Source organism: Burkholderia sp. BCC0419 (assembly GCF_902830285.1).
Taxonomy (GTDB): domain Bacteria; phylum Pseudomonadota; class Gammaproteobacteria; order Burkholderiales; family Burkholderiaceae; genus Burkholderia.
This window is the reverse complement of record NZ_CADESR010000001.1, coordinates 2,576,001-2,596,511: the sequence shown is the minus strand read 5'-3', so window position 1 is coordinate 2,596,511 and position 20,511 is coordinate 2,576,001. Positions and strand designations below refer to the sequence as shown.

Sequence of the window (20,511 nt, the reverse complement as noted above, 5' to 3'; positions counted from 1 at the left end):
ATTCCGTTCAGTGTGAGGCGTCGGGCGGCGCGAACCGCGCGAGGATCCGCAGGTCGTCGCCGATTCGCTCGATACCGTGGAACGACAGTCGGGTGCGCACATCGAGGCTCGCCGGCGCGGCGAGGTCGAACATGCCGGCCGCGTCGGCGCCGAGCAGGCTCGGCGCCAGATACACCAGCAATTCGTCCACGCACTGCTCGCGCAGCAGCGAGCCGTTCAGCTTGTGGCCGGCCTCGACGTGCAGTTCGTTGACGCCGCGTGCGCCGAGCGCCGCCAGCATCGCAGGCAGGTCGACCTTGCCGTGCGCATTCGCGAGCGGCACGATTTCCGCGCCGCGCGACTTCAGCACGTTCGCGCGGACTTCGCCGCCGGCGTCGAGCCGGCCGCAGAAGATCAGCAGCGGCGCGCCTTCGAGCAGCCGCGCATCGAGCGGCAGGTCGAGGCGGCTGTCCACCAGGATGCGCTGCGGCTGACGCGGCGTGTCGATGCCGCGCACGGTCAGCAGCGGATTGTCCTCGCGCACGGTGCCGATGCCGGTGAGGATCGCGCACGCGCGTGCGCGCCACGCGTGCCCGTCGAGGCGCGCGGCCTCGCCGGTGATCCACTGGCTTTCGCCGGACGGCAGCGCGGTGCGGCCGTCGAGCGACGCGGCGGTCTTCATCCGCACCCACGGGCGGCCGCGCGTCATCCGCGACACGAAGCCGATGTTCAGCTCGCCGGCTTCGTTCGCGAGCAGCCCGCAGCGCACGTCGATGCCCGCATCGCGCAGCATCCCGAGGCCGCGCCCCGACACCTGCGGATTCGGGTCTTCCATCGCCGCGACCACCTTCGCGACGCGTGCGTCGATCAGCGCGTTCGCGCACGGCGGCGTGCGGCCGAAATGGCTGCACGGTTCGAGCGTCACGTACACGGTCGAACCCGCGACGTCGTGGCCGCGCGAACGCGCGTCCTTCAGCGCCTGCACTTCCGCGTGATCCTGGCCGGCCGGCTGCGTGAAGCCTTCGCCGATCACGTCGCCGTTCTTGACGATCACGCAGCCGACGCGCGGATTCGGCGCGGTCGTGTACATCCCGCGCGCGGCGAGCGCGAGCGCGCGCTGCATGTGGGCGAAATCGGTATCCGAGAACATGCGCGCGGCCCCGGGTCAGGCGGCGAGTGCCGCGAACGCGCGGCGCGCGGCCGCGAGCGTCGCGTCAATCACCGCGTCGTCGTGCGTGCTCGACACGAAACCTGCCTCGTACGCCGACGGCGCGAAGTACACGCCTTCGTCGAGCATCAGGTGGAAGAAGCGGTTGAAGCGCTCGGTGTCGCTCTTCGTGACTTCCGCGAAGCTGCCCGGCACGCGCTCGGCGAAGTACAGGCCGAACATCGCGCCGATCGAGTCGGCCGCGAACGGCACGCCGGCCGCGCGCGCTTCGGCCGCGAGGCCGTCGGCGAGCCGCTTGGTCTGCGCGGTGAGCGCATCGTAGAAGCCCGGCGCCTGGATCAGTTGCAGCGTCTTCAGGCCCGCGGCGACCGCGATCGGGTTGCCTGACAGCGTGCCGGCCTGGTAGACGCCGCCGAGCGGCGCGAGGTGGGCCATGATGTCGCGGCGGCCGCCGAACGCGGCGGCCGGCATCCCGCCGCCGATCACCTTGCCGAGGCAGGTGAGGTCGGCCGCGATGCCGTAGTACGCCTGCGCGCCGCCGAGCGCGACGCGGAACCCGCACATCACTTCGTCGAAGATCAGTACGGCGCCGTGCTTCGTGCACAGCGCGCGCAGCGCGTTCAGGAATTCGGGCGTGCCGCGCACGAGGTTCATGTTGCCGGCGACCGGCTCGACGATCACCGCGGCGATCTCGTCGCCGAACGCGCCGAAGGCTTCCTCGAGCGCGGCGACGTTGTTGTATTCGAGGACGGTCGTGTGCTTCGCGATGTCGGCGGGCACGCCGGCCGAGGTCGGGTTGCCGAACGTCAGCAGGCCCGAGCCGGCCTTGACCAAAAGACTATCCGCGTGGCCGTGGTAGCAGCCTTCGAACTTGACGATGCGGCTGCGGCCCGTGAAGCCGCGCGCGAGGCGCAGCGCGCTCATCGTGGCCTCGGTGCCGCTCGACACCATCCGCACCTGCTCGATCGACGGCACGAGCTTGCAGATTTCCTCGGCGATCTCGATCTCCGCCTCGGTCGGCGCGCCGAACGAGAAGCCGTCGGCGAGCACGTTCTGCACGGCCGACAGCACTTCCGGATGGACGTGGCCGACGATCATCGGGCCCCACGAGCCGATGTAGTCGATGTATTGCTTGCCGTCGGCATCCCAGAAATACGGGCCTTGCGCGCGCGCGACGAAGCGCGGCGTGCCGCCGACCGAACGGAACGCGCGCACCGGCGAGTTGACACCGCCGGGAATGGTCTTCTGGGCGCGTTCGAAGAGGATCTGATTGTTGGACATGAGCGAAACCTGCGAGAGAACGGCGCGGGGGCCTGTGCACGGGCCGCGGCGCCTGGGCGGAACGATCGTCTGATTGTACCGGAGACACGCGCGGCAGGCCGGCCGACCGGTCCGCGGCCTTTCGGCGCGCGGGGGAATCGGCCGGGCGGAAAAGGCGCACCTGATTCGACCCTGTTTCCGGTTATCGCGGCGGCTTGCGCTTGCCGGTCAGCTCGGCCCAGCGCTTTTCGAGCGGGCCTTCGACCATCGGCTTGATCGACGTGCCGGAGCTCTGCGCATCCCAGGTCTGCACCGAATACGGATGGACGCGCAGCGCGTCGCGCGCGATCACGACGTCCTGGTGCGCGTCGACCAGCCAGTCGTACACGAAGTCGATGCACAGCCGGTAGCCGCGCTTGGTCGACGGATCGGACACCTCGTACGGCGCGCGCGTCACGTAACCGGAGCCGAACACGCCCTTGGGCTCCTTCGCGACGCGGTGCAGGAACACGCGGTCGCCCGGCAGGATGCCGCGCGCGAAGCCGCAGCCCCACACGTCATGCACGGCCTCGCCGGCCTTCACGCGCGCGGCGACGTCGGGCAACTCGGGCCATGGCCATTTCTTGGGGCTCCAGATCAGCAGGAAAGCGGTCATCGGTTCGGTCGTACGTCGAATGGGTCAGACAAAAGAGGCGGGCGGCAGCAAGCTTAATCGAATCCGCCCGCGCGATTGTTGGTGCGCGACGAGCATGGGCGTTTCCCCGCCCGCCGCCGCACGCGGTCCGAGGCACGCAAAAAAGTTGCGCGTACAATCATGGGCCTGAACGCGCCGCTTGCAGCGCGGCTTCCCGTCTTCACCGCCACGCGCGCCCCGATGCGCGCGGGCTCCCATTCCGGATACCCATGTCTCACGTCGTCCGGCGCCGGCCCGATGCCCGGCTGATCCTGTTGCTCGGCGCGCTCGCGGCCTGCGGGCCGATCGCCACCGACATGTACCTGCCGAGCCTGCCGTCGATCGCCGCCGGCTTCTCCGTCAGCCCCGGCGCCGCGCAGCGCACGCTGACGAGCTTCATGGCCGGCTTCTCGATCGGCATGCTGCTGTACGGCCCGCTGTCCGACACGTGGGGCCGCCGCCCCGTGCTGCTCGGCGGGATCGCGCTGTTCACGCTCGCGAGCATCGGCTGCTTCGTGGCGGGCTCGATCGACATGCTGATCGTCGTGCGCTTTTTGCAGGCGCTCGGCGCCGGCGCCGCGTCGGTGCTCGCGCGTGCGATCGCGCGCGACGCGCACGAGCCGAGCGACGCGGCGAAGGTGTTGTCGATGGTCGCCATCGTCACCGCGGTCGGGCCGCTGCTCGCGCCGCTGATCGGCGGCCAGATCCTGCGTTTCTCCGGCTGGCGCGGCGTGTTCGTCGTGCTGGCCGTGTTCGGCGCGATATGCGCGACGACCGCGTATCTGCGGGTGCCCGAAACCTGGCCGAAGGAGCGGCGCAAGAGCGCGGCCGTGCTCGCGTCGTTCGCATCGTACGGGCGCATCCTGTCCGATCCCGTCGCATGGGGGCACATGCTGTGCGGCGGGATGGCGTTCGCGTCGATGTTCTCGTACATCACCGCGACGCCGTTCGTGTACATCGAGTATTTCCACGTGTCGCCGCAGCACTACGGGCTGTTGTTCGGCCTGAACGTCGTCGGGATCATGATCGGCAACTTCGCGAACACGCGGCTCGTCGGCCGCCTCGGTTCGCTGCGCATCATCGCGGCTGCGTCGCTCGTGAGCTGCATCGCGTCGCTCGCGGTCGCGCTCGTCGCGCTGACGGGGTGGGGCGGGTTGTGGTCGATCGTCGTGTGCCTGTTCTTCGTCGTCGGCGTGGTCGGGATTTTGTCCGCGAACTGCACGACCGACCTGATGCACCGCTATCCGCACAACGCGGGCGCGTCGGCGGCCGTGTTCGGCGCGATGCAGCTCGCGCTCGGCGCGCTGGCGAGCGTCGCGATCGGCGCACTCGCGGACGGCACGCCGTTCGCGATGGGCGTGACGATCGGTGTCTGTGGCGTGCTGGTTTTCGTCGGGCGTTTTCTCGTGCTGCGCTGGCATGGTTGGCCGGTGAAAGCGGGCGCCTGAGCGGCGCGGCGGAACTGACGGAGGGCGCGAGTATGTCGACGATATTCGCCCAAGCGATAACCCGAGCGAACACCGTGCCGATGTAACCCGGGCAGCCGGCGATGCGAGTCATGCATTGGGTTATTTCCGCGTCCGCATCACTTTGAACGGTCTGACGAGCGATTGTCGAGTCGATAGCTGCGCTTCGGGTTGATCACGAATCGCCTGACTTCGGCCTCGAGTTCCTGGCTGTGATACAGATCCAGGCATTTTAAAAAATCAAATCTCACGCCCTTGATTTCGGACTCGACGACCGGATTGCGATAGTCGCGTGCAAGAAAGCGATTGACCAGCGATTTGCTCGCGTCGGGATTCCGTTCCAGATCGAAGTCGGTCCAATCCATCAGTGCGCTGGCGCTGCTTCCCGCGTCCATCGCAGCGGACGGTTCATTCCGATAAGCGGTCGCGACGCATTCGGCGAGCACCATGTCCTTGTAGTTCTGCGCGTAGGTTCGAGCGCCGGCTTGCGGCGACGACGTTGTATCCGTTGCATGGCACGATTGTGCCGCGAACATCAGTGCCCAGAACATCACACACCGGAGCAGCGGATTTTGTCTCATGGCAGACTCCAGAGGTGTGCACAGATCCAGCACATCGCCTAAAAAATAAACCGGTCTATTTGGCGAGGTGCAATCAGCGCGGCAGACTTTCCAAGCGCTGCTTGTTCCACTCTCCATCCAAAATAGCTTGATAGAGCATGCCTAGAGTCAGTGGCACTTTGTCATATTTTTCTCGGCGTTTTCGGGAGAAAGCCATTCGCGCCACTTCAATCAAGCTAAAGCCCTCTCCTGAGAAGTAGCGATTGAAGTCAAAATCTCCAACTTGCACCGGAAATTTATCGAAGAAGCTCTCCATAAACTCGACCGCATCGTCGCCAGTGATATCCAAATCACCCTCGACGGCATGACCTTTTGTGAGAATTTTTTTGGGACTAACACCGGCCTCCCTTCTCACAAAATCCTCAAACTCGTTCCATGTAAACTGGCTCATCAGAACACCTTGTCCTCAGGCTTAACAAGCGCGTTATAGCGCGACACGGAACGAATGCTGATCATCGTGACATCGTTGGCAGCAATGACCCAGCCAACGACAGGAACCGCGCGCCCAACGAAAACCCCAATGTTTCTTACCAGAATGAACCTCAAGCGCTTAACGCTGGCGTTGGTCAGCGTTGGGAGGATCTTCTTCTTCAAATCGTAGTCCAGATACTTGCGACTCAATATCGACGCAACAGAAGTACCCGGCGTGGTACCAAAGGGCTTCGCTCGTGTTGGCATCCAATTTTGACCGGCCACAATGGCAACCACTGCTGCTACATCGTCAACACCAAGCTCCTTGCATGTCTCATCGATAAAGACAAGGAAAAACAGCTCCATCGGCGTGAGATCTCGATGTGTACTCGCGTCGGGCCGGGATGGCGGTATCACTCGGAGTGAAAGAAGTTACCGAGCCTGGGCAACTGCTGACAATTGGACTTGTTCGAAAATGGGAGCGTGTACGAACGTATGACGCCACACGCAGCCATCGGCAGAAGGCATCGTTGATGCATGCCGAGTCGCTGTGGTTCGGGGGCGCTCATGCAAAACACCCCGAACGCCGGGCCTGAGTCCAGCGTTCGGGGTGTCGTGGATCGACGGTGTTTCGCCGAAGCGTCAGTCCCGCGCGACGTCCTTCGCCGCCGGCGATGCCCCGTGGCTCAGCCAGTCGAGCACGTCGGCCGTTTCGTCGTCGCTGGCGCGCGCCTTCGCCTGCGCAACGGCCTCGGGCAGCTCGCCGCTGGTCGACGCGCGACGGATCGCGACGCCGACCGCGAGAATGTCGATCATCACCAGGTGCAGGATCCGCGAGATCATCGACAACTGCGATTCGCGCATCTCGATGTGGTCGGTCTCGAGCGCGACGGTCGCGCGCTTTGCGAGCGGCGTGTTGCTCGACGTGATCGCGATCACCTTCGCGCCGGCCTGCATCGCGACGTCGAGCACGCGCAGCAGCTCCGGCGCGCGTCCCGACTTCGACACCGCGACGATCACGTCGCCCTTGCCGAGCAGCGCGGCCGACGCGGCCTGCATGTACAGGTCGCCGTACGCGATCGTCGGAATCCCGAAGCGGAAGAACTTGTAGTGCGCGTCCTGCGCGACGATGTTCGAGTTGCCGAGCCCGTAGAACTCGATGCGCCGCGCGCCGTTCAGGATCTCGATCGCGTTCTCGACGTGCTCGAAATTCAGGTGTTCGCGCAGTTGCAGGATCGCCGACACCGTGTTGTCGAGCACCTTCGCGCCGAAGTCGGTGGCCGTATCGCCGAGATGCACCTGGCTGTGGCTCATCGGGATCGTGCCGGTGAGGCCGGTGGCGAGCTTCAGCTTGAAATCCGACAGCCCCTGGCAGCCGAGCGAGCGGCAGAAGCGGATCACGGTCGGCTGGCTCACGTCGGCCTTGCGCGCGATGTCGATGATCGGATCGTTGATGATCGAGCGCGGATGGTTCAGCGCGAGATCGGCGACGCGGCGCTCGGCCGGCGTCAGCGCGTCGCGCATCTGGCGGATCCGCTCGAACACGGCCGACGACGCACCGCCCGAACGGTTCGACAACTGCTCCGCTAGGATCGCCGACACGCCGAGGAACGCCGGGTATTCGGCGGTGATCAGGTAGGTCGGGATGTTCTCGAGATAGTGCGTGAAGCGGCCCTTCGCCTCGAAGCGCGCGCGGAACGACGAGCGCGTGAACAGCTCGCCCAGCTTCAGCGCGACGCCGCCGCCGATGTACACGCCGCCGAGCGCGCCAAGCGTGAGCGCGACGCTGCCTGCGAACGCGCCGAGAATCCCGCAGAAGCATTCAACCGCTTCGAGCGCGAGCGCGTCGCCCGCATGCGCGCGCTCGACGATCTCGACCGTGTCGACGGACGCGGCCACCCGCTTCTTGTCGCGCGCGGCGAGCGCACGATAGATGATCTCCATGCCGGGGCCTGCGCATACGCGCTCGAACGACACGTGCGGAAACTTCTTGCGCGCGTATTGCAGCACCAGATCCTCGCGCTCGTCCTGCGGCGCGAACGATGCGTGACCGCCTTCGCTGCCGAGCGCGATCCAGCGGTCGTCCGCCGGAATCAGGCCCGACACGCCGAGCCCGGTGCCGGGCCCGAGCAGGCCGATCACGCTGTTCTGGCGACGCGTGCCGCCGCCGATCTGCACGCGCTGCGCATCGGTCAGGCCCGGCAGCGCCATCGCGAGCGCGGTGAAGTCGTTGACGACCAGCAGCGTGTCGAAGCCGAGCGCGCGGCGCGTCGCCTCGATCGAGAAGCGCCAGTCGTGATTGGTCATCGTGACCTGGTCGCCGTCGACCGGGTTCGCGATCGCGATCGCCGCGTGGTTCACGCGGCTGATCTTCACATCCTTCAGATACTTGCGGATCGCGTCGGTGATCGTCGGATAGTCGGCGCCGGGATACACGCGGATCTGCGTGATCTCGCCCGGGCCGGTTTCCAGCGCGAAGCGCGCGTTGGTGCCGCCGACGTCCGCGAGCAGGCGCGGGCCGTCGGCATGCTGACCCGCGACGACCGCCTTACTTTGCGCACCAGTAGACATCGAGCTGGGTCCCCTTGTCGTTGGCTAGTTGGGAAATCGCGTTCTTCTGCAGCGACGCGGCCGCGGCATCGAGCACGTCGCGTTTGCGGGCGCCCGCGATCAGCAGGAACAGCCGGTCGACGCGCTTCAGCGCATCGAGCGAATAGCTCACGCGTGCATGGGGCGCCGCGCCCGGATGCACGGCGACGAAACGCTCGGACGTCGTGATCGCGTGGTCCCATTCGGGCGCGTCGGCGAAGATCGACGCGGTGTGGCCGTCCTCGCCCATGCCGAGCACCGCGACGCTCGGCACGCGGTAGTCGGCGTTCGCGTTCAGCGCGGCGATGTGCGCGTCGAGCGTGGTGCGCGTGTCGACGAGCGGCAGGAAGCGGGCAGGGGCCGCCGCGTGCTGCAGCAGCGTGTCGCGCACGAGTTGCGCGTTGCTCGCTGCGTCGTCGTCCGGCACCCAGCGGTCGTCGACCGGCGTGACGTCGACGCCGGCCCAGTCGAGCGCCGCATGCGACAGCGTGTGCAGGAACGGGCGCGGGCTGGTGCCGCCGGACACCGCGAGCGTCGGGCGCACGGGGCCGGCGAGCGCCGCGCGCAGCGCGTCGCCGACGGCGCGCGCGAGCGCTTCGCTTTGCGCTTCCTGGGTGTCGAAAGCGTGGATCTCGATCACATCTCCTCCGGACTGCTTTGTCTGTTCAAATCGTACGAATCGTGAGGCGCGTTACCGCGTACGGTGGCGTACGCGGTAACGGTTTGCATCAGTTTTCTTCTTCGAGCCAGCAGGTGTCGTGCTGCGCGAGCATCGCGCTCGACGCGGCCGGCCCCCACGTGCCCGCCGCGTACGGCTTCGGCGGCTTCAGCGTGCGCGCCCATTCGTTCAGGATCGGCTCGACCCACTGCCATGCGGCCTCCTGTTCGTCGCGACGCACGAAGAGGGCGAGCCGGCCGTTGATCACGTCGAGCAGCAGGCGCTGGTACGCCTCCATCTGCCCTTCCTTGAAGAACTGGTCGAACGCGAGGTCGAGGTGCACGCTCGCGAGGTTCATCCCTTCGCCCGGCTGCTTCGCGAGGCAGTAGAGGCGGATCGTCTCGTTCGGCTGCAGCCGGATCACGAGACGGTTCGCACCGGGGCGCAGCGCGGTCGGTCCGAGCGCCGAATGCGGCACCGGGCGGAAGTTGACGACGATCTCCGCGACGCGGTCGGCCAGACGCTTGCCGGTGCGCAGGAAGAACGGCACGCCGGCCCAGCGCCAGTTCTCGATCTCAACCTTCAGCGCGACGAAGGTTTCGGTCTGGCTGTCGGGCTTCACGCCCGGCTCGGTCGCATAGGCCGGCACCTGCGCGCCCTTGATCACGCCCGCATGATACTGGCCGCGCACCGCGACCTTGCCGATGTCGCGCGGATCGATCGGCTTGAGCGCGCGCAGCACGCGCAGCTTCTCGTCGCGCACCGAGTCGGAATCCATCGAGTGCGGCGGCTCCATCGCGACGATCGACAGCAGCTGCAGCAGGTGGTTCTGCACCATGTCGCGCAGCGCGCCCGTATTGTCGTAGAAATCGCCGCGCGCCTCGACGCCGAGCTCCTCGGCGATCGTGATCTGGATGCTCTCGACCCATTCGCGGCGCCACAGCGGCTCGAACAGCGCGTTGCCGAAGCGCAGCGCGAGCAGGTTCTGTACCGGCTCCTTGCCGAGGTAGTGGTCGATCCGGTAGATCTGGCCTTCCGCGAAGATCTCGCCGACCGCGTCGTTGATCGCGTTCGACGACTTCAGGTCATAGCCGAGCGGCTTCTCGAGCACGATGCGCGAGCCTTCGTTCAGGCCGACCGACGCGAGCGCCTTGCAGATCGGCACGAACAGCGACGGGCCCGTCGCGAGGTAGAACACGCGGATGCCGGGCAGCGATGCGATCGCGTCGCGCAGCACGACGTAGTCCTCCGCGCGGCCGAGATCGAGCTTCACGTACTCGATGCGGTCGAGAAACGACTTCCACGCCGCTTCGTCGAGCGCGTTGCCGGCCGCTTTCGCCGCATGCGGCTTCACGTGCGTGTCGACCCATTCGAGATAGCCTGCCCGATCCGATTCGTGCCGTGCGACAGCCACGATCCGGCCGCCGTCCGCCAGCATGTTCGCGCGGTGCGCTTCGAACAGCGCGGGCAGGATCTTGCGCATCGACAAATCGCCGGTGCCGCCGAAAAGTACGAAGGTAAAGCTGGAATCGGTATGCATGTGTCTCCGCCGTGTTGGGGGGCTGGGAAGCGATCCGTAGTGCGATAAAAATATTTTTGACACTGAATTGTAGTTTAACTACAATCCGCCGCAAGGGGTAGCACCTGGGTGAAGAAAAAAAGAAGTGCGGTCGATGAACTGCGCGAGCTTCGCCTTCGGGAACGCCTTGTGCCGAATGTTATCGGACATTGGCGGCGTGCATCGTCAGCGCGCCGCCGGCCCCGGGCTCGCGTCGCATCATCGCGGCGGGCCAGAAACACAAAGAGGAGACACGCCGTTGAATCTCGATTCACGCTTTCTGTAAGAGCCCGGCCGGTCATCGGCCCCGTACGCTGCATGCGTCCCGCGGCTCGATTTCCCCGTCGTTATCAAGAAGCCGGTTCCCGGTCAGGGAACCTCACGAGTTGATTCAGTCTGGAGGAGATAAGTAATGAAAGTTCGCTCGATCATGGGCGCGCTCTGCGCCGCAGGCCTGATGGCTGGCGCCGTGGCGGCGCAGGCAGCCGAGAACGTAACCGTGCTGCACTGGTGGACCTCGGGCGGCGAGTCGAAGGCCGTCGGCGTGCTGAAGGACGACGTGCAGAAGCAGGGCTACGTGTGGAAGGACTTCGCGGTCGCGGGCGGCGCCGGCGCCGCGGCGATGACCGCGCTGAAGACCAAGGTGATCAGCGGCGATTCTCCGTCGGCCGCGCAGATCAAGGGCCCGCTGATCCAGGACTGGGCCGACCAGGGCGTGCTCGTCAACATCGATTCGGCCGCCGGAGACTGGAAGCAGAACCTGCCGCCTGAAATCGACAAGATCATCAAGTACAAGGGCCATACCGTCGCCGCGCCGTTCTCGGTGCACCGCGTCAACTGGCTGTACATCAACAAGGCCGCGCTCGACAAGGTCGGCGCGAAGGTGCCGACCACCTGGCCCGAATTCTTCGCGGTGGCCGACAAGCTGAAGGCGGCGGGCATCCAGCCGGTCGCGATGGGCGGCCAGCCGTGGCAGGACCTGACGCTGTGGGAAGACGTCGTGCTGTCGCAGGGCCCCGCGTTCTACAAGAAGGCGCTGGTCGACCTCGACCAGGCGACGCTGACGTCGCCGCAGATGCTGTCGGTGTTCGACACGGTGCGCAAGATCCAGGGCTACTTCGACACCGGCCGTAACGGCCGCGACTGGAACCTCGCGACCGCGATGGTCATCAACGGCAAGGCCGGCATGCAGTTCATGGGCGACTGGGCGAAGGGCGAGTTCGAGAACGCCGGCAAGAAGGCGGGCAAGGACTACGTCTGCGCGCCGGTGCCGGGCACCGCGAATTCGTACACGTTCAACGTCGACTCGTTCGTGTTCTTCCAGCAGAAGGGCGAGAAGAACGCGACGCCGGGCCAGCTCGCGCTGGCGAAGACGATCATGACGCCGGAGTTCCAGGAGCAGTTCAGCCTGCTGAAGGGCTCGGTGCCGGTGCGTCTCGGCGTGAAGATGGACAAGTTCGACGACTGCGCGAAGAAGTCGTATGCCGACGAGCAGACCGCGATCAAGTCGGGCGGCTTCGTGCCGTCGCTCGCACACGGCATGGCGCAAAGCGACGCGACCGCCGGCGCGATCACGGACGTCGTGACGAAGTTCATGAACTCGCAGCAGGATTCGAAGAGCGCGGTCGCCGCGCTCGCGAAGGCCGCGAAGGTCAAGTAACGCGCGCCAGGCGCCCGGCCGGAAACGCTTCATCGGCCGGGCGTTTTTGCATGTGCAGCAAACGGGCTCGCCCGCGGGCCCGTGCCGTACCCGGCGCCGGCCCGGCCTGCGTCACCCTCGTTCCAGGAGTCGAATCAAGTGGCTGCCCCTCTTAGCGGAAACGGATCCGGCGCTGCCGCCGCACGGCGTACGTCGCCGATGTCGGCCTTCGCCGATCGCTGGATCCCGAAGCTCGTGCTCGCGCCGAGCGTCGCGATCGCCGTGGTGTTCATCTACGGCTTCATCCTGATTACCGGCTATCTGTCGCTGACCCGCTCGCGGCTGTTGCCCAACTACGAATTCGACGGCTTCGGCCGTTACACGGACCTGTTCCAGAACGACGTGTGGTGGACCTCCGCCGCGAACCTCGGCTGGTTCGGGATTCCGTTCATCGCGATCTGCGTCGGGCTCGGCCTGTTCCTCGCGATCCTGCTCGACCAGCGAATCCGCAACGAAGGCGCGTTGCGCGCGATCTTCCTGTACCCGATGGCGCTGTCGTTCATCGTGACCGGCACCGCGTGGCAGTGGATCCTGAACCCGGGCCTCGGCCTCGAGAAGGTGATGCACGACTGGGGCTGGACGAGCTTCTCGTTCGGCTGGCTCGACGATCCGGACAAGGCGATCTTCTGCGTGGTGATCGCGGCCGTGTGGCAGTCGACCGGCTTCGTGATGGCGCTGTTCCTCGCGGGGCTGCGCGGCGTCGACGGCGAGATCTTCAAGGCCGCGCAGGTCGACGGCGCGACGCTGCCGACCATCTACCGCAAGATCGTGATCCCGAGCATGCGCCCGGTGTTCTTCTCGGTGCTGCTGATCCTCTGCCACATCACGATCAAGACCTTCGACCTCGTCGTCGCGCTGACGGCCGGCGGCCCGGGCACGTCGTCGTCGTTGCCGGCGATGTTCATGTACACGTTTTCGTTCAACCGCGGCCAGCTCGGGCTCGGCGCGGCGTCCTCGGTGATGATGCTCGCGACCGTGGTCGCGGTGCTGGTGCCGCTGATGTATATGGAATCGAGGAGCACCCGCAATGCAGCCTAAGATGACGATCAGCCGGGCGGTGATCTATGCGGCACTGATCCTGTTCGCGCTGTATTTCCTGTTCCCGATCTACGTGATGCTGTCGACGTCGTTCAAGGATCTCGACCAGTTGCGCACCGGCAACCTGCTGACGCCGCCCACCACGTGGACCGTCGACCCGTGGGTGAAGGCGTGGAGCGGCGCCTGTACCGGCGTGCGCTGCGACGGGATGAAGCCGTTCTTCCTGAACTCGCTGCAGATGGTGATCCCGGCCGTGCTGATCTCGTCGCTGATCGGTGCGTTCAACGGCTACGTGCTCACGCACTGGCGTTTTCGCGGCGCGGACGCGCTGTTCACGATGATGCTGGTCGGCTGCTTCATTCCGTTCCAGGTGATCCTGCTGCCGATGGCGCGCCTGCAGGGGATGCTCGGCCTTGCCAACACGATTCCGGGCCTCGTGTTCGTGCACGTCGTGTACGGGATCGCGTTCACGACGATGTTCTTCCGCAACTTCTACGTGAGCGTGCCGGCCGAACTCGTGAAGGCCGCGCGCATCGACGGTGCCGGTTTCTTCACGATCTTCACGAAGATCCTGCTGCCGGTGTCGCTGCCGATCTTCATGGTGTGCCTGATCTGGCAATTCACGCAGATCTGGAACGACTTCCTGTTCGGGATCGTGTTCTCCGGCGTCGATTCGATGCCGATCACGGTGGCGCTGAACAACCTCGTCAACACGTCGACGGGCGTGAAGGAATACAACGTCGACATGGCCGGTGCGATCATCGCCGCGCTGCCGACGCTGCTCGTCTACGTCGTCGCCGGCCGCTACTTCGTGCGCGGGCTGACGGCAGGCGCGGTGAAGGGGTAAGCGCGGCTTTATCCGATACGACGAACCGGCCGCGCACGACGCGCGGCGCATCGAAACGAACCCGACGCGGCGCCGCAGTGCGCCGCGCGAGACGAGACAGAGGATTCACAGCATGGCAAGCCTTTCCATCCGTGACGTGTACAAGACCTACCCGAACGGGGTGCCGGTCCTGAAGGGTGTCGACATCGAGATCGAGGACGGACAGTTCCTGATCCTGGTCGGCGGCTCGGGCTGCGGGAAGTCGACGCTGCTCAACATGATCGCCGGCCTCGAGACGGTGACGAGCGGCGAGATCTGCATCGACGGCAAGGTCGTCAACGACCTGTCGCCGAAGGATCGCGACATCGCGATGGTGTTCCAGTCGTACGCGCTGTATCCGTCGATGACGGTGCGCGAGAACATCTCGTTCGGGCTGAACATCCGCAAGGTGCCGAAGAACGAGCAGCAGCAGATCGTCGACCGTGTGTCGTCGATGCTGCAGATCCAGCACCTGCTCGACCGCAAGCCGGGCCAGCTGTCGGGCGGCCAGCGCCAGCGCGTCGCGATGGGCCGTGCGCTTGCACGCGATCCGTCGCTGTTCCTGTTCGACGAACCGCTGTCGAACCTCGACGCGAAGCTGCGCATCGAGATGCGCGCGGAAATCAAGCTGCTGCACCAGCGTCTCGGCACGACGATCGTCTACGTGACGCACGACCAGATCGAGGCGATGACGCTCGGCGACCGGATCGCGGTGATGAAGGACGGCGTGGTCCAGCAGTTCGGCGCGCCGCAGGAGATCTACGATTCGCCGTCGAACCTGTTCGTCGCGGGCTTCATCGGCGCGCCGCCGATGAACTTCATCAACGGCAAGCTGGTCGAGCAGGGCAGCGGGATCGCGCTCGAGATCGACACGGGCCTCGCGCGCAGCGCGTTGATCCTGCCGTTCGACGCGGCGAAGCTGAAGTCGCACGTCGGCCGCGAGGTGATCCTCGGCCTGCGTCCGGAGCGCATCACCGATGCGCGCAACGCGCACAACGGCGAGGCGTCGAACCTGCAGCCGATCGACGTGCGGGTCGACGTGACCGAGCCCACCGGGCCGGACACGCACGTGTTCGCGCAGGTGAACGGCAAGCGGATCGTGAGCCGCGTGCATCCGGCCGCGAACCCGCAGCCCGGGCAGACGCAGTCGCTGCTGTTCGACGTGTCGAAGGCCGTGCTGTTCGATCCGGCGTCGGAAGAGCGGATCGCGTGACGCGGCGCTTGCGCGCTGAATGAAGGAGAAGGGGCCGTTTCGATGAACGGCCCCTTTTGTTTTTGGCGCTGAAAGTCGGGGCTGCGGCGGCAGTCAATGCGGCAACCGCACGTCGAACTTGAACGTCGCGAGCCGTGCGACGAGGATGAAGCCGGTCGCGAGCAGCACGCTGTACACCGAGTCGAACTGCAGCCACACGAGCAGCAGGTAGAACCAGCAGCCGACGAACGCGCAGGTCGCGTACGGCCGCGAATCGCGCAGGATCAGCGGGATGTCGTTGCACAGCACGTCGCGCACGATCCCGCCGACCACGCCGGTAATCACGCCCATCATCACCGCGATGAAGCGCGGCATCTCGGCGTCGAGCGCGATCGACGTGCCCGAGATGCTGAAGATGCCGAGCCCGATCGCGTCGGCGATCAGCAGCAGCCGTTCGGCCGACAGCCGCGACAGCATCCGCAGCACGAACGGCGCGAACAGCGCGAGCACGAAGATCGCGATCACGTAGTCGTCGTGCACGACCCAGTAGAACGGCCGGCGCTCGAGCAGGATGTCGCGCAGCGTGCCGCCGCCGAATGCGGTCGCGAGCGCGACGACGAACGTGCCGACCGAGTCGAGGCGGTTCTTGCGCGCCTCGATGAACCCCGAAATCGCGAAAGCCAGCGTGGCGATCGCCTCCAGTACCGCGATCGCGAGCGTCAGCCTAGGATGCGGCACGCGGCCCCCGGTCGGCCGGCGCCGGGTGCGGCTGCAGCAGCACCAGCACCGCGCCCGCGCCGCCGTCGTGGCCGCGCGCCTCGCAGAATGCGATCACTTCTTCCTTCTGCACGAGCCACGCGCGCACCTTGCCCTTCAGCACGGGTTCCTTGCCGATCGAGCCGAGCCCCTTGCCGTGGATCACGCGCAGGCAGCGCAGCCCTTTCTTGCCGGCTTCGCGGATGAATTCGGCGAGCGCATCGCGCGCTTCGTCGCGCCGCATCCCATGCAGATCGATCTGCGCCTGCACGATCCACGCGCCGCTCCTCAGCTTGCGCACGACGTCGCGGCTGATGCCGGGGCGGTGGTAATAGAGCGAGTCGTCGCTGTCGAGCAGCGTCTCCGGATCGAATTCGTCGGACAGCGTCGCGTTCAGCACGGCTTCCTCGTCGCGCTGCGTCTGTTTCGGCACCGGGTCGGGCGGCATGCGGCCCGACGATGCGCGCGGCGGCGCGTTCAGCGGCCGGATCGAGCCGATTTCGTTGCGGAACAGGTTTGCGTCGGCTTCCGCCTTGCGCTCGGCCTGCGCGGTTTCGATGCGCGCGCGTTCGCGACGATCGGCTTCGCCTTGCAGCGACTTGCGCAATGCGCCGAGGCCCGCGAGGCCCTGGCCGCGCAACGCGGCCGCATCGGGCGCGGGCGGCGGCGCATCGGGCGCCGGGGTCACGGGACGGGCAGCGATCTTCCGCTTCGCGGGATCGCTCGGATGGGGCTGGTTCTTCGCCATGATTCGGTAACAGGGCAGGCGCGTCCGGGCGCGCGGGCACAAAAAAAGCCGCTGCGCGGGGCAGCGGCTTTCCGGTCGAGCCCGCTTCGCGGCAGCGGACGCCATTGTAGCGCCCGCCGCGGCAAGGCTCCCGGCTTACTTCTTGTCGTGCAGGGTTTCGAGGTAGCGCTGCGCGTCGAGCGCGGCCATGCAGCCCGTGCCCGCGCTGGTGATCGCCTGGCGGTACACGTTGTCCTGCACGTCGCCCGCGGCGAACACGCCCGGCACGCTCGTCGACGTCGCGTTGCCGTGCAGGCCGCTCTTCGTCAGGATGTAGCCGTCCTTCATTTCCAGCTGGCCCTGGAACAGGTCGGTGTTCGGCTTGTGGCCGATCGCGACGAACACGCCCTGCACGTGCAGGTCTTCCGTCGAGCCGGTCTTCACGTTCTTGATGCGCAGGCCCGTGACGCCCGAATCCTCGCCCGTCACTTCGTCGAGCACGTGATCCCACTTGATGTCGACGACGCCTTCCTTCTGCTTCTCCAGCAGGCGGTCGATCAGGATCGGCTCCGCGCGGAACTTGTCGCGGCGATGGATCACCGTGACCTTCTTCGCGATGCCGGTCAGGTAGAGCGCTTCCTCGACGGCCGTGTTGCCGCCACCGATCACCGCGACTTCCTGGTTGCGATAGAAGAAGCCGTCGCAGGTCGCGCAGGCCGACACGCCCTTGCCCATGAACGCTTCCTCGGAAGCCAGGCCGAGATACTGCGCGGACGCGCCGGTCGCGATGATCAGCGAGTCGCACGTGTATTCGCCCGAGTCGCCGATCAGCCGGATCGGTTGCTCGTGCAGCTTCGCGGTGTGGATGTGGTCGAAGACGATTTCGGTGTTGAAGCGCTCGGCATGCTCGAGGAAGCGCGCCATCAGTTCCGGACCCTGCACGCCTTTCGCGTCAGCCGGCCAGTTTTCGACGTCGGTCGTGGTCATCAGCTGCCCGCCCTGCGCGATGCCGGTGATCAGCACCGGGGACAGGTTGGCGCGTGCCGCGTAGACGGCGGCCGTGTAGCCGGCGGGGCCGGAACCGAGAATCAGGACTTTGGCGTGTTTGGGCGTGGACATGTGCGAATCCGTAAAAGGCGGCTGCGGCGGGCGGGGTAAGGCTCGCCGGACGGTCCGGGTCGACCGGGATGCCGTCATAGATGGGTATCAGACGCGCATTATAAAGGCCCCGTTGCTGCGCTGCCGAACGAGAGTTTCAATCGCGACGATAGCGTTTCGCGGCGCGCGGTCCGTACGGCGCAGCGGTCCGGGCGGCCACGCGCCAGGCGGCGACGCATCGCCGCAGGCGCGGACCGCCGGCCGGCTTGCGACCGCCGGCGGCACCGGTTCGGCAGCCCGTCCCCGTTATGTAACCGTCATTTACACTTGGCGGCCCGGTGCAGCGTTTACAATAAGCGCGATCGAACGACAGGCGGGCGCATGGCCCGTCCTCTTTATACGGATTCATGGCAAAAGCTCCTTATTCCGCCCAGGCACAGGCGTTGCCGCACCGGATGTCGAAGCTCCTCACGGAGATCCGCTGGATTCTCCAGGTCGCGCTCTGCGCCTTTCTGGTGATGGCCCTGCTGAGCTACAGCCGGCGCGATCCGAGCTGGACGCACGCCGCCCAGGTCGATCACATCTCGAACTGGGCCGGCCGCGTCGGCGCGTGGACGGCCGACATCATCCTGCTGCTGTTCGGCCTGTCGGCCTACTGGCTGATCGTGCCGCTCGGGCGGCGCATCGCCGTCAACTACCGCCGCATCACGCGCCACGACGCGATTCCCGACGAACCGGAGCGGCCGATCGGCTGGCTCACCGAGATCTTCGCGTTCGTGCTGGTCGTGCTCGCGTGCGACGGCATCGAGGCGCTGCGCATGTGGTCGCTGAAGGTGCAGTTGCCACGCGCGCCGGGCGGCGTCGTCGGCGAGGCCGTCGCGGGCGCGATGTCGCATGCGTTCGGCTTCACGGGCGGCACGCTGCTGCTGCTGATCGCGCTCGCGATCGGCCTGTCGCTGTATTTCCGCTTCTCGTGGCTGTCGGTTGCCGAGCGCGTCGGTGGCGCGATCCTGTCCGCCGTCAACGTCGCGAAGCTGCGCCGCGAGGCCGAGCGCGACCGCAAGCTCGGCGAGGCCGCGGCGGTGCGCCGCGAAGGCAAGGTCGAAGAGGAGCGCGTGCGCATCGAGGATCACGAGCCGGTGACGATCGTGCCGCCGGTCGTCACGCCCGCGAAGTCCGAGCGCGTCGAGCGCGAGCGCCAGGTGCCGCTGTTCACCGACCTGCCGGGCGATTCGACGCTGCCGCCGGTGTCGCTGCTCGACCCGGCGCCGAAGACGCAGGAAGCGATTTCCGCCGATACGCTCGAATTCACGTCGCGCCTGATCGAGAAGAAGCTGAAGGACTTCGGCGTCGAGGCGAGCGTCGTCGCCGCGTATCCGGGGCCGGTCGTCACGCGCTACGAGATCGAGCCGGCCACCGGCGTGAAGGGCAGCCAGATCGTCAACCTCGCGAAGGATCTCGCGCGTTCGCTGTCACTCGTGTCGATCCGCGTGGTCGAGACGATTCCCGGCAAGAACTACATGGCGCTCGAACTGCCGAACCAGCGCCGCCAGACGGTGCATCTGTCCGAGATCATCGGCTCGGAAGTCTATGCGGCCGCGTCGTCGGCGCTGACGCTGAGTCTCGGCAAGGACATCGGCGGCAAGCCGGTGTGCGCGGATCTCGCGAAGATGCCGCACCTGCTGGTCGCCGGCACGACCGGTTCGGGCAAGTCGGTCGGGATCAACGCGATGATCCTGTCGCTGCTGTACAAGGCCACCGCCGAGCAGGTGCGCCTGATCCTGATCGATCCGAAGATGCTCGAAATGAGCGTCTACGAAGGCATTCCGCACCTGCTGTGCCCGGTCGTCACCGACATGCGCCAGGCTGGGCATGCGCTGAACTGGACGGTCGCGGAGATGGAGCGCCGCTACAAGCTGATGAGCAAGCTCGGCGTGCGCAACCTCGCGGGCTACAACAACAAGATCGACGATGCGGCGAAGCGCGAGGAGAAGATCCCGAACCCGTTCAGCCTGACGCCGGAAGATCCCGAACCGCTCGGCCGCCTGCCGAACATCGTCGTCGTGATCGACGAGCTGGCCGACCTGATGATGGTCGTCGGCAAGAAGGTCGAGGAGCTGATCGCGCGGATCGCGCAGAAGGCGCGTGCGGCCGGCATCCACCTGATTCTCGCGACGCAGCGTCCGTCGGTCGACGTGATCACCGGCCTGATCAAGGCGAACGTGCCGACGCGGATCGCGTTCCAGGTGTCGTCGAAGATCGACTCGCGCACGATTCTCGACCAGATGGGCGCCGAATCGCTGCTCGGGATGGGCGACATGCTGTACCTGCCGCCCGGCTCGGGGCTGCCCGTGCGCGTGCACGGCGCGTTCGTCGCCGACGACGAAGTGCATCGCGTCGTCGAGAAGCTCAAGGAGCACGGCGAGCCGAACTATGTCGAAGGGCTGCTCGAAGGCGGCACCGCCGACGGCGACGAGGGCTCGGCCGGCGCGGGAACCGGCGAAGGCGGCGGCGAGTCTGATCCGCTGTACGACCAGGCGGTCGAGATCGTCGTCAAGAACCGCCGCGCGTCGATCTCGCTCGTGCAGCGCCACCTGCGGATCGGCTACAACCGCGCGGCGCGGCTGCTCGAGCAGATGGAGCAGTCGGGGCTCGTGTCGGCGATGTCGTCGAGCGGCAACCGCGAAATTCTTGTGCCGGCGCGCGACGCGGAATGAGTCCGCGGCGCCCGCAGCGCCGGCCACCCAGGGAGAA

The 20,511-nt window shown here is 66.5% G+C and carries 18 protein-coding genes; 6 read left to right on the top strand and 12 right to left on the bottom strand.

What is annotated here, in order from left to right; translation table 11 throughout:
• Positions 1–7: 7 nt before the first annotated feature.
• The 3 genes from ribD to HWW87_RS11645 form a co-directional block, all read right to left on the bottom strand.
• On the bottom strand, positions 8–1,129 hold the full coding sequence (ribD, locus tag HWW87_RS11655) for a bifunctional diaminohydroxyphosphoribosylaminopyrimidine deaminase/5-amino-6-(5-phosphoribosylamino)uracil reductase RibD (RefSeq protein WP_175820357.1): 1,122 nt from the start codon (positions 1,127–1,129) through the stop codon (positions 8–10).
• Between the two features lie 15 nt (positions 1,130–1,144).
• Complete coding sequence (gene hemL / locus HWW87_RS11650; protein WP_174387716.1) at positions 1,145–2,428, bottom strand: glutamate-1-semialdehyde 2,1-aminomutase; 1,284 nt, start codon at positions 2,426–2,428, stop codon at positions 1,145–1,147.
• A 181-nt stretch (positions 2,429–2,609) separates the two neighbouring features.
• Complete coding sequence (locus HWW87_RS11645) at positions 2,610–3,062, bottom strand: hypothetical protein (RefSeq protein WP_175820356.1); 453 nt, start codon at positions 3,060–3,062, stop codon at positions 2,610–2,612.
• Positions 3,063–3,310: 248 nt separating this feature from the next.
• Between HWW87_RS11645 and HWW87_RS11640 the strand changes: the two genes are divergently transcribed.
• The gene (locus HWW87_RS11640) at positions 3,311–4,528 is read left to right on the top strand and encodes a Bcr/CflA family multidrug efflux MFS transporter (protein ID WP_174387714.1); all 1,218 of its coding nucleotides are present in this window, start codon (positions 3,311–3,313) and stop codon (positions 4,526–4,528) included.
• 137 nt (positions 4,529–4,665) lie between these two features.
• Here HWW87_RS11640 and HWW87_RS11635 read toward each other — a convergent pair whose 3' ends face one another.
• The 6 genes from HWW87_RS11635 to zwf form a co-directional block, all read right to left on the bottom strand.
• Positions 4,666–5,127 (bottom strand): type VI secretion system amidase immunity protein Tai4, encoded by a 462-nt coding sequence (locus HWW87_RS11635; RefSeq protein ID WP_175820355.1) that lies wholly within the window; start codon positions 5,125–5,127, stop codon positions 4,666–4,668.
• A 73-nt stretch (positions 5,128–5,200) separates the two neighbouring features.
• Positions 5,201–5,557 carry a DUF1493 family protein gene (locus HWW87_RS11630; RefSeq protein WP_175820354.1) on the bottom strand — a complete coding sequence of 119 codons (357 nt, stop codon included), beginning with the start codon at positions 5,555–5,557 and terminating at the stop codon, positions 5,201–5,203.
• Positions 5,557–5,991, bottom strand: a complete 435-nt coding sequence (locus HWW87_RS11625) for an STM2901 family protein (RefSeq protein WP_347879290.1) — start codon at positions 5,989–5,991, stop codon at positions 5,557–5,559. The genes HWW87_RS11630 and HWW87_RS11625 overlap by 1 nt, the downstream gene beginning before the upstream one ends.
• Positions 5,992–6,219: 228 nt before the next feature.
• On the bottom strand, positions 6,220–8,148 hold the full coding sequence (locus tag HWW87_RS11620) for a bifunctional transcriptional regulator/glucokinase (RefSeq protein ID WP_175820352.1): 1,929 nt from the start codon (positions 8,146–8,148) through the stop codon (positions 6,220–6,222).
• On the bottom strand, positions 8,126–8,806 hold the full coding sequence (gene pgl, locus HWW87_RS11615) for a 6-phosphogluconolactonase (protein ID WP_175820351.1): 681 nt from the start codon (positions 8,804–8,806) through the stop codon (positions 8,126–8,128). The genes HWW87_RS11620 and pgl overlap by 23 nt, the downstream gene beginning before the upstream one ends.
• An 88-nt stretch (positions 8,807–8,894) precedes the next feature.
• A complete protein-coding gene (gene zwf, locus HWW87_RS11610) occupies positions 8,895–10,364 on the bottom strand; it encodes a glucose-6-phosphate dehydrogenase (protein WP_174387709.1) in 1,470 nt (489 codons plus the stop codon).
• 430 nt (positions 10,365–10,794) lie between these two features.
• Here zwf and HWW87_RS11605 point away from each other — a divergent pair, with 430 nt between their 5' ends.
• From HWW87_RS11605 to ugpC, 4 genes are all read left to right on the top strand, one after another.
• On the top strand, positions 10,795–12,042 hold the full coding sequence (locus tag HWW87_RS11605) for an ABC transporter substrate-binding protein (RefSeq protein WP_175820350.1): 1,248 nt from the start codon (positions 10,795–10,797) through the stop codon (positions 12,040–12,042).
• Positions 12,043–12,180: 138 nt separating this feature from the next.
• Positions 12,181–13,119 (top strand): sugar ABC transporter permease, encoded by a 939-nt coding sequence (locus tag HWW87_RS11600; protein WP_011544827.1) that lies wholly within the window; start codon positions 12,181–12,183, stop codon positions 13,117–13,119.
• Positions 13,109–13,966 (top strand): carbohydrate ABC transporter permease, encoded by an 858-nt coding sequence (locus HWW87_RS11595; RefSeq protein ID WP_174433186.1) that lies wholly within the window; start codon positions 13,109–13,111, stop codon positions 13,964–13,966. The genes HWW87_RS11600 and HWW87_RS11595 overlap by 11 nt, the downstream gene beginning before the upstream one ends.
• Positions 13,967–14,078: 112 nt before the next feature.
• Complete coding sequence (gene ugpC, locus HWW87_RS11590; RefSeq protein ID WP_174387705.1) at positions 14,079–15,197, top strand: sn-glycerol-3-phosphate ABC transporter ATP-binding protein UgpC; 1,119 nt, start codon at positions 14,079–14,081, stop codon at positions 15,195–15,197.
• 93 nt (positions 15,198–15,290) lie between these two features.
• Here the strand turns inward: ugpC and HWW87_RS11585 are convergent, their stop codons facing one another.
• The 3 genes from HWW87_RS11585 to trxB form a co-directional block, all read right to left on the bottom strand.
• On the bottom strand, positions 15,291–15,914 hold the full coding sequence (locus HWW87_RS11585; protein WP_069621128.1) for a trimeric intracellular cation channel family protein: 624 nt from the start codon (positions 15,912–15,914) through the stop codon (positions 15,291–15,293).
• Positions 15,901–16,680 carry a Smr/MutS family protein gene (locus tag HWW87_RS11580; protein WP_175820349.1) on the bottom strand — a complete coding sequence of 260 codons (780 nt, stop codon included), beginning with the start codon at positions 16,678–16,680 and terminating at the stop codon, positions 15,901–15,903. Before HWW87_RS11580 ends, HWW87_RS11585 begins: the two co-directional genes overlap by 14 nt.
• Before the next feature lie 135 nt (positions 16,681–16,815).
• Positions 16,816–17,778 carry a thioredoxin-disulfide reductase gene (trxB, locus tag HWW87_RS11575; protein WP_175820348.1) on the bottom strand — a complete coding sequence of 321 codons (963 nt, stop codon included), beginning with the start codon at positions 17,776–17,778 and terminating at the stop codon, positions 16,816–16,818.
• 386 nt (positions 17,779–18,164) lie between these two features.
• On the opposite strand from trxB, the gene HWW87_RS11570 reads away from it, so the two are divergent.
• Entirely contained in the window at positions 18,165–20,474 is a 2,310-nt protein-coding gene (locus tag HWW87_RS11570) for a DNA translocase FtsK (protein ID WP_175820347.1), read from the top strand.
• The last annotated feature ends 37 nt before the right edge of the window (positions 20,475–20,511 follow it).

Excerpts from the sequence above, each read along its gene's own strand:
- ribD (WP_175820357.1), bottom strand. The coding sequence starts at position 1,129 with ATGTTCTCGGATACCGATTTCGCCCACATGCAGCGCGCGCTCGCGCTC.
- hemL (WP_174387716.1), bottom strand. The coding sequence starts at position 2,428 with ATGTCCAACAATCAGATCCTCTTCGAACGCGCCCAGAAGACCATTCCC.
- HWW87_RS11645 (WP_175820356.1), bottom strand. The coding sequence starts at position 3,062 with ATGACCGCTTTCCTGCTGATCTGGAGCCCCAAGAAATGGCCATGGCCC.
- HWW87_RS11640 (WP_174387714.1), top strand. The coding sequence starts at position 3,311 with ATGTCTCACGTCGTCCGGCGCCGGCCCGATGCCCGGCTGATCCTGTTG.
- HWW87_RS11635 (WP_175820355.1), bottom strand. The coding sequence starts at position 5,127 with ATGAGACAAAATCCGCTGCTCCGGTGTGTGATGTTCTGGGCACTGATG.
- HWW87_RS11630 (WP_175820354.1), bottom strand. The coding sequence starts at position 5,557 with ATGAGCCAGTTTACATGGAACGAGTTTGAGGATTTTGTGAGAAGGGAG.
- HWW87_RS11620 (WP_175820352.1), bottom strand. The coding sequence starts at position 8,148 with ATGTCTACTGGTGCGCAAAGTAAGGCGGTCGTCGCGGGTCAGCATGCC.
- zwf (WP_174387709.1), bottom strand. The coding sequence starts at position 10,364 with ATGCATACCGATTCCAGCTTTACCTTCGTACTTTTCGGCGGCACCGGC.
- HWW87_RS11605 (WP_175820350.1), top strand. The coding sequence starts at position 10,795 with ATGAAAGTTCGCTCGATCATGGGCGCGCTCTGCGCCGCAGGCCTGATG.
- HWW87_RS11595 (WP_174433186.1), top strand. The coding sequence starts at position 13,109 with ATGCAGCCTAAGATGACGATCAGCCGGGCGGTGATCTATGCGGCACTG.
- ugpC (WP_174387705.1), top strand. The coding sequence starts at position 14,079 with ATGGCAAGCCTTTCCATCCGTGACGTGTACAAGACCTACCCGAACGGG.
- HWW87_RS11580 (WP_175820349.1), bottom strand. The coding sequence starts at position 16,680 with ATGGCGAAGAACCAGCCCCATCCGAGCGATCCCGCGAAGCGGAAGATC.
- trxB (WP_175820348.1), bottom strand. The coding sequence starts at position 17,778 with ATGTCCACGCCCAAACACGCCAAAGTCCTGATTCTCGGTTCCGGCCCC.
- HWW87_RS11570 (WP_175820347.1), top strand. The coding sequence starts at position 18,165 with ATGGCAAAAGCTCCTTATTCCGCCCAGGCACAGGCGTTGCCGCACCGG.